At 48.8% G+C, this 13,628-nt stretch carries 7 protein-coding genes; all 7 read left to right on the top strand.

The window, feature by feature from the left end; genetic code table 11:
* The first annotated feature begins 21 nt into the window (after positions 1–21).
* Entirely contained in the window at positions 22–1,728 is a 1,707-nt protein-coding gene (locus tag ACMXI2_RS07425; RefSeq protein WP_483781064.1) for a DUF885 family protein, read from the top strand.
* A gap of 253 nt (positions 1,729–1,981) precedes the next feature.
* Positions 1,982–5,167 (top strand): SusC/RagA family TonB-linked outer membrane protein, encoded by a 3,186-nt coding sequence (locus tag ACMXI2_RS07430; protein ID WP_483781065.1) that lies wholly within the window; start codon positions 1,982–1,984, stop codon positions 5,165–5,167.
* Positions 5,168–5,186: 19 nt separating this feature from the next.
* Positions 5,187–6,758 (top strand): RagB/SusD family nutrient uptake outer membrane protein, encoded by a 1,572-nt coding sequence (locus ACMXI2_RS07435; protein ID WP_483781066.1) that lies wholly within the window; start codon positions 5,187–5,189, stop codon positions 6,756–6,758.
* 21 nt (positions 6,759–6,779) lie between these two features.
* Positions 6,780–7,451: a fasciclin domain-containing protein gene (locus ACMXI2_RS07440; RefSeq protein ID WP_483781067.1), complete on the top strand. Its 672-nt coding sequence runs from the start codon at positions 6,780–6,782 to the stop codon at positions 7,449–7,451.
* Positions 7,452–7,464: 13 nt separating this feature from the next.
* Positions 7,465–8,424, top strand: coding sequence for a hypothetical protein (locus ACMXI2_RS07445; RefSeq protein ID WP_483781068.1), 960 nt, complete (start codon positions 7,465–7,467; stop codon positions 8,422–8,424).
* A gap of 104 nt (positions 8,425–8,528) precedes the next feature.
* Positions 8,529–10,943, top strand: a complete 2,415-nt coding sequence (locus tag ACMXI2_RS07450; protein ID WP_483781069.1) for a glycoside hydrolase family 127 protein — start codon at positions 8,529–8,531, stop codon at positions 10,941–10,943.
* 12 nt (positions 10,944–10,955) lie between these two features.
* Positions 10,956–13,544 carry an alpha-L-arabinofuranosidase C-terminal domain-containing protein gene (locus ACMXI2_RS07455; protein ID WP_483781070.1) on the top strand — a complete coding sequence of 863 codons (2,589 nt, stop codon included), beginning with the start codon at positions 10,956–10,958 and terminating at the stop codon, positions 13,542–13,544.
* Positions 13,545–13,628 lie beyond the last annotated feature (84 nt).

Below are 13,628 nucleotides of genomic sequence, written 5' to 3' on the forward strand. Positions count from 1 at the left end.
CCTCTTTTAAAGAAATTATACATGCTCCTTGCCTGTGCGCTGTTGCAGCAGGCAACAACTTCCGCCCAATCTGCGGATAATGACCTGTACCTCCAGACCAGCGAAGTGAATAACATCATGGTGCAATACGAAGCAGATGCCGGTAACCTGCGCCGGTTTTACTTTGTAGACAGCTCACCGGAAGGAATCACCCGCATGACCGCCCTGGTAAAGAGCTATCAGCAACGGCTGGAGCAACTGAAGTATGCCGCGCTGAATGTAGGCGCACAGGTAGATTACACCCTTTTTAAACGCCGGCTTTCACAGACGTTGGAGGAGCTGCTGCTCGCACAACAGGAAAGTGCACAGGTGAAAAAATGGTTTCCCTTTGCAGATAAGATCTACCAGGCAGAACAACATCGCCGCCGCGGGGAGAAACCGGATGCAGCTGCACTCGCCGCTCAGCTGAGCGATATGGCAAAGGAAATAATCAAAAAAAGACAGCAACTGGAAAACGACAGCTCACTCACCCTGCCCCAGATTCGCCGCAGCATCTCTACGGTGAGAGGTTTACGGGAAGCGCTGGGTAATGTATTTACTTTTTATAACGGATACGATCCGCTGTTTTCATGGTGGGTGCCCGCTCCGTATAAACAGGTGGACAGTCTCCTGAAAACTTACAGCACTGCTTTTAACAACAAGGAGAAAAGTACCGCCCGCATGCCGGAAGACGGCAGCGGCATTGCTGGTCACCCTATTGGAAGAGCCGCGCTGATAAAAGGATTGCAGGAGGAAATGATCCCCTACACACCAGAAGAACTACTGGCTATTGCCAACAAGGAATTTGCCTGGTGCGATGCGGAAATGGAAAAAGCCACCCGCGAAATGGGACTGGGTACAGACTGGAAAGCAGCGATGGAGAAAGTAAAGAACAGTTATGTGCCCCCTGCAGATCAACCTGCTGCAATGATGAAGCTCTACAACGAATCTGTGGATTTTATAAAACAACACGACCTGATTACCCTGCCGCCTCTCGCAGAGGAAACCTGGCGTATGATCATGATGACACCCGAGCGGCAGCTGGTGAACCCGTTCTTTACCGGTGGGGAAGAATTCAGTGTATCCTATCCCGTTAACAGCATGAGCCAGGAAGATAAAATGATGAGTATGCGCGGTAACAACCCGCACTTTTCCCGCGCCACCGTTCACCATGAGCTGCTGGCAGGACATGCCCTGCAGGAGTTTATGCAGAACCGTTATAAAACATACCGTCACTTTGAAACGCCTTTCTGGATTGAAGGATGGGCGCTTTACTGGGAACGGTTGCTATGGGACCAGGGATTTGCAAAGTCGCCGGAAGACCGTGTTGGCATGTTGTTCTGGCGTAAACACCGTTGCGCGCGTATCATCTTCTCTATTAATTACCATACCGGTAAATGGACGCCTCAGCAATGTATCGACTTCCTCGTAGACCGTGTAGGACACGAGCGGGCAAATGCAGAAGGAGAAGTGCGCCGCTCTTTTGTGGGTGGCTACAGCCCGTTGTACCAGATTGCTTACATGATCGGCGGATTGCAGTTTGAAGCCCTGAAAAAAGAACTGGTGGACAGTGGTGAAATGTCTTTCAAACAATATCATGACGCCGTGCTCCGGGAGAATATGATGCCCATTGAAATGCTCCGGGCTATCCTGTTGAATAAGCCGGTGCCAAAGGATTTCACCTCTGGCTGGCGCTTTTATAAATTATAATCTTACCGGTAACGTCTCCGAATGAGAGACGTTACCCTTTTCCTTCCCCTACCTGTTAAAATCAGCAACCTATCAGTTAATTTCCGGGAAGTAATATCCGGTCCTTTTAGATAGATTTGTAATAACAATTGTCAACAATACAATTAAAATAAATCAACCGGAATAAAGTTTAATATTTTGTCGACGCACCGTGTGCGTACCTGTAACATCGTATATCAACCAGAATTTTTCAACATCGCTTAAACCTAATCCCATGCAAAAAATTGTCATGGCCTTTATCGCCTTATTGGCGGTCTTACCATCTGTTGCCCAGAACGTAAAAGTCAGCGGCAAAATTACAGATGAAAGAAGCGGGCCACTGCCGGGCGCCTCGGTCAAAATTAAAGGGAACTCCCAGGGGGTAGTCACGGACGATAAGGGAGAGTTTTCCCTGGCAGCGCCACCTGATGCTACTTTGGAGTTCAGTTTTATTGGCTACCTCAAACAGGAGCAGAAATTAAAAGGCCGCACACACCTCAACGTAGTGCTCACCGCGCAGAGCGGGGCATTGGGGGATGTAGTGGTGATCGGCTACCAGACAGTGAACCGGCGCAAAGCCACTGCCGCCGTTTCCAGCATCAAAGGAAAAGACATTGAGAACATTCCCGCCGGTAGTTTTGAACAACTCCTGCAGGGACGTATGGCTGGCGTAAATGTGCAGAATTTCACCGGGGAACCCGGCGCGGCGCCCACCATTTCCGTGAGAGGTAATACTGCTATCGGAACTTCTTATCAAAGCAATCAGTATAAAATACTAAACAAACCACTGTATGTGATTGATGATGTACCACAGTTCAATGATGATATGGTGGGGCCGGATATCGGTACCGGCACCAATAACATCGCCGGTTTGAATCCCAATGAAATTGAATCAGTGGATGTGCTGAAAGATGCTGCCGCTGCCGCCGTATATGGCTCCCGCGGCGCCAACGGGGTGATCATCATCAAAACAAAACGCGCCCGTACCGGTGCGCCACGCTTCAGCGTGTCGGCCTATGGCGGTTTAACGCAGATCCCTAAACTCCGCCAGGTATTAGTGGGGGCAGCAGAACGCCGCGAAAAAATCCGCCTGTATGATGATGCGTTTGAAGGCAACTACGACAGGCTGACGCATAAAAACCTCATCATGACGGACAGTCTGAACCCGGACCTGAATAAATCCACCGACTGGCAACGCCTGTTTTACCGCAATGGACTGGTGCGGAACGTGGACTTTAACGTATACGGGGGTACGGAGTATAACACCTATCGCCTGTCGGCCGGTATGTATATGGAAGATGGAATTGTAAAAGCCTCCGGATTTAAACGTTATACGCTCAACTACTCCTCCTCGATACGTACCAAAAATGGTGCGCTGGAAGTAGTACCTAATATCAGGCTGGCCCGCATGGAAAGAGGACGCGGCTCGGGCAGCGCCGACCTCTTTGGGGCTGTGGGACAAAGCATGCCTTCTTCCCTGTTTGCGCCGGACGAGAATAGCTTGCAGCGTGTGTTAGGGCGATATTCCGGTAATATGGACATCAACACCGATAACCAGGTGAATGGCGATATCTCTGTGCAGCTGCGGTTATCCAGCCAGTTGTCGTTCCGCTCCCGTAACTCCGTATCTATGGTGATGAGCCGCCGCGATGTATCAGTACCCGGTGAACTGAACGCCGACCTCGGCAACTCTGCGTCATCTACCAGCGGGCTGCAGCAAAGCTATACCACCTCCAACGACCTGAACTGGAACGCTGTATTCGGAAAGGGGAAAGAACATACTATTAACGCCATCGTAGGACAGGAAGTGCAGTACAGCACTTATCAGAATACCTATGCACGGGGCGACCGGGGCGCCAGTGACCAGATCCAGGTAGTGAATGGTTTCCCGCAGGGGCCTTATCTGTACGGCAGCTCTTCATACGCCGCCTTTGGTATCCTCTCCTTGTTTTCAAGAGTGAACTATGATTATAAGAGTACCTATCTCTTTTCTGCATCCCTGCGTGGTGATGCTGCATCCAGTTTCGGACCGGATAATAAGTGGGGATATTTTCCTGCTATCTCCGCAGGCTGGATGATCAGCAATGAACCTTTTATGCGTCGCTATTCCAGCTGGTTGTCCATGCTGAAACTGCGCGGCAGTTATGGTGTGCTGGGTAACCTGCCCGGCGATTACTATTTGCAGTACAGTCTTTATAACGTTGGCGCCGCCGGGTATAACGGCAGCGGACTAAACCCCAATACTTACAACGGCGCAGTAACCATTACCCCGCAATTTGGCTCTGGTGGCGTAGCACAGAAAGATATCAGCTGGGAGAAAACCGCCAGCTGGAACGGTGGGATAGAAGCAGAGCTGATGAACGGTAAATATTATTTCAGCGCCGATGTATATGTGAAGAATAGTAAAGCAGGACTCATTGATATGAACCTGCAGAGCACTACCGGTATCGCCACCGCTAAAACAAACGGCGCACAATTACGTAATTCCGGTATTGATATTAATTTCCAGTTCAGGAATGTAATGCCGGAAAAAAGTGCGCTGCGCTGGGAAATAATGTGGAATGTAAGTATGAACCAGAACCTTGTGGTAAGCATGCCTAACGATAACCGGGATCTTACCTTTGGTAACCTGTTTAATACCACGCATATCCTTACCCGCGGAAAAGCAGTGAATACTTTTTACCTGTTGAAAACATTGGGTGTGTATGCTACCGATGATGATGTGCCTACAGATAAGTACACCGGTAAGAAATTCCAGGTAGGAGCCGTAAATGATCCTGGTGCTAATAATCCTTTCAGGGCCGGCGAGTTTATTTTTGCTGACCTGGATGGCGATGGCATTATTGATGCCTTTAATGGCGGCATCACCGGTGATAAAATTCCTTATGGCAACCCTAATCCTTTCCTCACCGGCGGTATCACGCAAAACTTTTACTGGAAAAACTTCACCTTCGGATTCCTTTGCACCTTCACGTTCAAAAGGGATGTGCTGAACCTGTATGAATCCGACACCTATGGCCGCTACGGCTGGGATGGTTCCGGTAATGAATTCTCCAAATATGCGGTATCAGATCTTTCGTCCATGAATATCTGGCGCAAGCCCGGCGATAAGGCCCAGTATGCAAGAATGGATATTGGCACTTACCGCTATTACTACCGCGCAGATCAAACCTTCTTCCTGGAGAAAGGTGATTATTTCAGGATCAAGAACGTATCATTTGGCTATACCCTCAAAGAAAAGGCCCTGAAGCCGCTGCATCTGAACCGCCTGCGGTTTTACGGCCTGATGGACAATGTATACATGTTCCAGGCATCCAAAAGATTGCCGGATGCGGAAAATGTGAACCCTTATGGTGAGTATAACGGTGTCGGCTATCCGAGCCCGCATAAGTATACACTGGGCATCGATGTAGGATTTTAAAAACAGCTAAACACTTTTTATGAAACGGACTTTAATTATCATCATTATAGTGGCAGCATTTTTATCGGGGTGTAAGAAAATGCTGAACCAGGAGCCAAAGGATACCACTTACGAAGAGAAATTCTGGAAGTCGGAGAATGATATGAAGAAGGCTTTGGCTGGTGCATACGCTTCACTGCGCTCCAACATGCTCGACCAGGATTACTTCCATAACCTGGGCGACATGACGCTGGGTGATCAGTTTATCATTATCAGGCAGGGACCTTATTTTTCCAATTCCGACTGGAACATACAGGTGGGTAAGTTTGAAATGAACTACCTGGATGTTTTCCGCAACTGGTCGAGGTTTTACAGCACCATTCTGCAAACAAACCTGATACTGGAAAAGCTGCCGCTGGTACCGGACGATACCTTTGCCGATGATCCGGAAAAAGGACGGAAAAACATCGCAGGGCAAACTCTTTTTATCCGTTCCTATGTGTACTTCCAGCTACTCCGCACTTTTGGCGATGTGCCGCTGGTATTAACACCGGACCCTGATCCCATTGCCAATAAGCCGCTGGCACGTACAGATAAAAATATAGTAGTGCAGCAGATTCTGAATGATCTGGATTCCGCGGCCATCTGCCTGGATATGACTTATGAAGTAGAAGCCAACAGGGGTACTGTACCCAATAAAGCCGCGGTGATGGCACTGCAATCACAGGTATACCTGTGGCGGGCCTGCGTGATTAAAAAACCCGTCTTTGAAGCCACCCCTGATATGGCAGATGTAGCAAAAGCTTCCGCGCTGGTGGAAAGCATTATCAGCAGCGGGTTGTATGGTTTGCCGGCTCCCACCGGGAAGGTAGACAGTATCCAGTATGCAAAGGTATTTACCGGTAACACCCGTGAAAGTATCTTTGAGTTATATACGCGCTATGCCTATAACGAGGGCTCAAACAACCTGATGCCGATGAAGTTTCTGAGAATCCCGGTACTGGCCAAAACAGACTGGAGCCAACTGCTGTTGGGCAACAGCTTTGTGAATAACCTGTACCCACGCATTATTCAAACGGGTCCAAATCCGGAAGATACGCTACCTAATACGGATATACGAAGAAGTTTGTTTCTCTACGATGCAGACGGCTCCCAACCCATCTTAACAAAATACAGTAACATCATCTACAACAATCCAAATCAACAGGCGGAACCTTACCTGGATAATAATGTTTCCCTGATCCGGTATGCAGATGTATTGCTGAACCGCATGGAAATCGCCGTATACAAGGGAGAATTGGGAGAAGCCTACTCGCAGCTGCGGAGCTTCCGTCGATCGCGCAACCAACCGCAGATGGACTCTACGCTGTATGTAAGCGAATCGCCGCTTACTTACAACAGCCTGCTGGATGAAATCATGACAGAGCGCTCGCGCGAACTGTTTATGGAAGGCCAGCTTTATTTTGATGATGTAAGAATGAAACGATCCGTAGTGCCCTGGCTTACGCCCGCCAGGTATAACCAGGAAGGCTTCCTTTTGCCGCTGGACCCTGCGTTGTTCAACAACAACAGGTTGCTGGTGCAGAATAAATACTGGGCAGGTAAAATTTAATTTTTATCCAAATTGTTTATCATGAAGATTATTCATCTGCTACTCGGATCACTGCTGATCCTGGCAGCATGTAAAAAAGATAACTACCTCGTTGATGAAGGCAATACCAACCTGGAGAGGATCAGGAAGATGTCGACCTACGATTTCCTGAAAGAAAGTAAAGTGCTGGATACCGTGGTAATGCTGATAGATCGCGCAGGTATGAAAGACGAGATCAACGGCGATATTACTTTCTTTTCGCCCACTAATTTAGGTGTGGCCAGTTTCCTGGCAGAGCAAACACGCGCTATACAGCGGAAGTATAATAATGAGAACATCAAATTTACATTGGATAGTTTGACGACAGATAGTATTAAGTTCTTCCTGCGGCGGCATATATTCAAAGGTGTAATTGATAAAAAAGCCATGAGCTATACTAAGAAGAGCTTCACCAGCATTAACAGTGAAGGTAATTATTTCCTGCTGCTGGAGAAGTATTATATCGATGTAAGCGGTATCCGGTCAACGACCAACAGGATACAGATACGGCGGGTATTCGGATTGGCAGATGAAGACGTACCCGAAGGTACGGAGAACAGAGAACCTGATTTTTATGCGTATGTGCAAACTTCTGAAGTACGCACCGCAACAGGTATGGTGCATGTATTGGAAGCCAACGCCAACATGGGATTTTACATTTACAGGGAAAACTAAAAATAAGATGACTATGAAATATATCTTATTCGCCATCATTGCATTTGTATTGATGAATGCCGCGTGTACCAAAGTGGAAGAAGGTTTTCTGAGCGATGGTATCCGTTACAAAAGCCCGGAGATATTTATTCCGAAAGGAATTACTGCCCGTTATCCCGGCATTTTATTCGATGGTTCCACACCACCGGTAACATTTGAAATGCTGGATATACGGCCGGTAGGAGGGGGCAAGTTACCAGCCGCATTTACTACTAGATACCCGGTATGGGTATTTAAAGATAAGATGTCTTTTGATCCGGACACCGATACTACGATTGCGGAGTTACGCGCAAAACAGGACAGTTTACAGGAGTTGCCTTTTGAGTTTAACCCGGTGAATGGCGGGTTCCTGTTTAAGTCGCCTTCTGCTAACATTCCTAACGGTGTGTATGAATTTGATGTAAAGGCAACCAATGTAAACGGGAGCAAGGTGTATAAGAATATTGCGCGCCTGCATATTGAAGATCCGGAGTATATCCGTATGACAGAAGTACCGGTGATCCCGGGATTCGACTCTGTTACCAATACCTTTCCCGGTGAGATGAAAGGTACGATGGAGTTAAAACGTATATCCGCTACCGGTACCAAAGTGATGTTGAAGATCATGGATAAGAACGGTAAACTGTTTAACCCTAAGAACGGAGAAGTGATTACCCGCGGCGACCGCCCCTCTTTCGCCTCCTACGCAAGGTTTAACCCGGTGATTGTAACGGATACTGCACTGATCACAGATTATGCCATTGCGCCTTATCCCGCCAAGCTGATCCCGGGGTATGTAAATTACCTGATCTATTACCGCATTCCTGCATGGTTTATTAAGATGGACGGCGCCGCTACCAAAGCCTGGGCTGCCAATCCACGGTTTGGTTTCCAGATATTATTTGAAGGCAGCTACGAGGTGATTATAAGAATGCCTAATGTGACGAAGTTGTAAGTGGCCATAATATCCGCGAGTATCACATCCCGTCTGCAGATAAAACCAATTGTTATTTAGACAATTATAGAATATTATATTGTAAGACTATAAAGATAAAAGGTATGAGATCATTTTGGGGAAAGGCGGCGCTGGCCGGCGCCGGTATGCTGATGACCAACACGACAGTACAGGCGCAGTTGCAGAAAGATTATCCGATTAAACCGGTGGCTTTTACACAGGTACGTGTGAATGATAATTTCTGGGCGCCGAAGATAAGAACCAACGCCAGTGTAACAATTCCGTATACGCTGGAGCAGTGCAGAAAGACAGGTCGCATCGATAACTTTTTACGTGCGGCGGGTAAGATACCAGGCGATAAGCTCACTGAATATACCTTTGATGATACTGATCTGTATAAGGTAATCGAAGGGGCTTCCTACGGATTGCAGATGCAGCCCAATCCTGGTCTGGAAAAATACCTGGATACACTGATCAGCATTATCGGCGCCGCCCAGGAGAAAGATGGATATCTCTATACCTTTCGTACCGTGAAAGCAGCAAAGCCACATGCATGGATTGGCAGTAAAAGATGGGAGAAAGAAGAAGACCTGAGCCATGAATTGTATAATTCCGGTCACCTGTTTGAAGCGGCAGTAGCGCATTACCAGGCTACCGGTAAAAAAACGTTGTTGAATATTGCCATCCGCAACGCGGATCTTTTGGTGCACGACTTCGGCTGGGGCAAAGAAGAAAAATTCCCCGGTCACCAGATCGTGGAAACAGGCCTCACCCGCCTGTACCGGGTAACGGGCAACAAGTCGTATCTCGACCTGGCTAAATTTTTCCTGGATGTTCGTGGTCCGGATACCCACTACAGCCAGGAGTACAGCCAGTCGCACAAGAAGGTAACAGATCAGCACGAGGCCGTAGGGCATGCCGTACGTGCTACCTATATGTACACCGGTATGGCTGATGTAGCCGCCTTAACGGGCGACCGTAAATACCTGGCAGCCATTGATGATATCTGGGACGATGTGGTGGACCGGAAACTATATATCACCGGCGGCATTGGCGCCATCGGTGCAGGAGAGGCATTCGGGGCTGCGTATGAATTGCCGAATATGTCGGCCTATGCGGAAACCTGCGCAGCCATTGCCAACGTATACTGGAACAGCCGCATGTTCCTCCTGCACGGCGATGCAAAATATATTGATGTGCTGGAACGTACACTGTACAATGGTTTGCTCTCCGGGGTATCCATCAGCGGCGACCGTTTCTTTTATCCCAACCCGCTGGCCTCTATGGGACAACACCAGCGAAGCGCCTGGTTTGGATGTGCATGCTGCATTTCCAATATGACCCGCTTCCTGCCCTCCATGCCGGGGTATGTATATGCGCAGAAAGACAATGACCTGTACGTGAATCTTTTCGTAGGCGACTCCGCCACCATTCAGTTGAAAGCCGGTAAAGTAAATATCATTCAGCAAACAGATTATCCCTGGAATGGAAAAGATGAAATCACGATCAATACTACCAAACCTACTACATTTACACTCCGGGTACGTATTCCGGGCTGGGCGGAAAACAGGCCGGTACCGGGCAACCTGTATTTTGAAGAAGACAGTTCAGCCGTAAAGATCCCCATCCTGCTCAATGGTAACCCCGTTGCCTATACGACAGAAAAAGGCTATGCAGTGATCAGCCGTCCGTGGAAGAAAGGGGATAAGGTGACACTGGATTTCCCGATGGAAGTAAGAAAGATCCTGGCTGCTGCAGCGGTAAAGGACGACCACTCCCGCTTTGCGCTGGAACGCGGGCCTATCATGTATTGCCTGGAGGGACCGGATAATAAAGACGCCACTGTACAAAATATCGTGGTGGATAAACAGGCGTTGGTTTCTCCTGTGTATCGTCCGGATCTGTTCAGTGGGGTAATGACGCTGCAAATGCCCGGTAATTCTGCCAGCCGGCAACTGAATTCTGATTCGCTGATTCAAAGCAGTCAAACAGTAACGGCTATACCTTATTTTTCCTGGGCGAATCGTGGTCCCGCTGAAATGACGGTGTGGATTCCGTTTGAAGCTTCAGCTGCCCGTCCAAAACCTGCACCTACCATCGCTTCTAAAAGTAAAGTAACGGCTTCTGTAAAAAATCAGCGCATGTATATGGCCCTGAATGATCAGTATGAACCGAAAGACTCAAAAGATAACAGCGCCCTTTACCTGCATTGGTGGCCCGCCAAAGGCACTACGGAATGGGTGCAGTATACATTCGATAGCAGTCATACGGTAAGCAGCTCTAAGGTATACTGGTACGACGACGGTCCTTTTGGCGGATGTAGAGTGCCCGCTGCCTGGAAGCTGTATTACAAACAGGGAGCGGAGTGGAAACCGGTAAACGCCAAAACGCCCTATACTATAGAGAAGGACAAGTATAACGTGATCACTTTTGAGCCGGTTACCACTACCGCCTTAAAACTGGAAATACAATTGCCGGCAGATAATGCCGCCGGAATACACGAATGGATAGTTGAATAATATATGAATCGCATGAAACGAGGCTTTCTGGCCACTATCTGGCTGCTCGCAGCAAGTAGCCCTGTCATTGCCCAGAAAAGGGCTGAAATCACCGTAAATACCACGGAAAAGGGGGCTGTTATTCCTGCAACCCTGCACGGTATTTTCTTTGAAGAGATCAGTCACGCCGGTGAAGGAGGACTATACGCTGAAATGGTGCAAAACCGCGGCTTTGAAGATCACCGCATTCCAGCTGGTACAAGGCTGGAAAACGGCTGGCTGGCGCCTTTCCCGCAAAAGCCGCATTTCATGCTGCACGGCCAGGTATCCGGCTGGAAAATGGAATGGGCACTGCAAAGCCGGTGGCCGGCATGGCACGCGGAAAACAATGCGCAGCTCTCGCTGGTAACGGATCACCCATTGAATGCCGCAACGCCTCATGCGATGCAGGTGAAAACAACCGGCAAAGGCGCAGCCCTTGTTAACGAAGGCTTCTGGGGCATGAACGTGGAAAAGGGAGCCGCTTACCGGTTGTCCTTCTTCGCAAATAACGTTAAAGGATACACGGGAAAAGTAACCGCTTCCCTGCAAACAGCGTCAGGACAAATCCTGGCGGACACCGTGTTGCAGATCAGCGGTTCCGTTTCCTGGAAAAAATATAATGCCACTCTTATGGCGAAAGGAAGCGATCCTGCCGGTCGGCTGGTACTTACCTTTCACCAGAGCGGCATCCTGCTGCTGGATATGGTATCGCTGTTCCCGGTGCATACCTTCCGGGATCGCCCCAATGGAATGCGTGCGGATATTGCCACTCTTATCCGGAAAATGAAACCTGCCTTTGTACGCTGGCCCGGCGGCTGCTATGTGGAAGGTATTACCGTGGAAAGTGCGCCCGATTGGAAAACCACGCTCGGCCCGGTAGAACAGCGTACGGCTTCGTATAGTCCCTGGGGTTACTGGAGCAGCAACGGCTTCGGATATCATGAATACCTGCAGTTTTGTGAAGATATCAACGCTGCGGCGCTGTATGTTTTTAATGTAGGCATTTCCTGTGAATACCGCAGCGGCGCCTTTGTGCCGTACGATAGCGTAGCGCCGTATATCCAGAGTGCATTAGACGCCATCGAATATGCGATTGGTCCCGTTACCTCCCGCTGGGGAAAACAACGCGCTGTAAATGGTCACCCGGAGCCATTCCCGCTCAGGTATGTGGAGGTAGGCAACGAACAACATGGCCCGGATTATGCAAAACGGTACAATCTTTTTTATGACGCCATCCACAAAAAATATCCGCAGATAGAAATCATTGCCAGTATGGGCATCGGCGATGTAAACCGGCATACCCTCGATAGTATGCGGCATACAGATATCGTGGATGAACATGCCTATAAAGATGCCGGCTGGAGCCTGCGCAACTTTGATCACTTCGATAAATACAAACGGGGCAACTGGCAGATGTATGTAGGGGAGTATGCCACCAATGCCGGCGTAGGAAACGGTAACATGCAGGCGGCCCTCAGTGATGCGGTGTATGTAATGAGCATGGAGAAGAATGCCGACCTGGTAAAGATGAGTAGCTATGCGCCTTTACTGGTAAATGAGCATGATGTGGACTGGCCCGTGAACCTTATTCACTTCAACGCAGGCGCCAGCTTCGGAAGGATCTCCTATTATGCGCTTAATATGCTGAATGATCACAAAGCCACTTTCAACTATCCTGTAACAACCACCCTGCTGCCGGAAAAGAATGTAACGCCAAAATTTTCGGGAAGTATTGGTCTCGCTACCTGGGATACGGAAGCGGAGTATAAAGATATTACCGTCGTGCAACAGGGCGATACTGTTTACAACAGCCGCCTTGATCCGCAGCTAACAGACTGGCTACCGGTAAGAGGCAGCTGGAAGAAACAAGCCGGTCTTCTTGCGCAAACAGCTGCTGGTGCCCAACAACTGGCCATTCTGAAGGCTCATCACTTCAACGCATATACGCTGTTGCTCAAAGCCCGTAAAACCGGTGGGGTAAACGCATTTATTATTCCTTTTGCTGTAAAAGATACCAATACCTGCTTACGCGCGCATATTGGCTCCTGGCTGAATTCCAATGCCATGTTTGAAAGTCTTACCAACGGCTACGATGTAGCCGGTATCAGCAACCCGGTACGGCTGAAAGCACCGCTGGAATCCGGCCGCTGGTATGATATCCGCCTCGAAGTAAACAATGATGAAGCGAAGTGTTTTGTAGATAATTCACTGCTCATGACTTACCGCGAACCACAAAAGTTATTTTCTATTGCAGGCAAAGATGAAAAGAACGGGGACATTATCCTTAAAATCGTGAATGCCAGCGAAAGCGCTGTAGATGCGGATATTCGACTGGACGGAGCCGCGGTGAGTCCTGTTGCACAGGTGATCACGTTAACGGCTGATAAGCCAGGCGCGGAGAATTCATTTGCATCCCCCGAAGCTTATACACCGCATACTTCCACTATTCAAACTGCGGCGCCGCAGTTCAGCTGGAAAGTACCTGCGTTGTCGGTGAATATTATCCGCCTGAAATCACCGCGCATAGCGTTTAATGTGCGCATGCCGGAACCGGCTGCCGGCGTATATGAAGTGGAATGAATTACAAGGCGGACAGCGCCACCCATACCACGCTGAGGCTCCCGGTGCAGCGGGAATAATTGTTACCTGGTAAATATTAGGTAG

Source organism: Chitinophaga sp. G7 BAM 1005 (assembly GCF_057126945.1).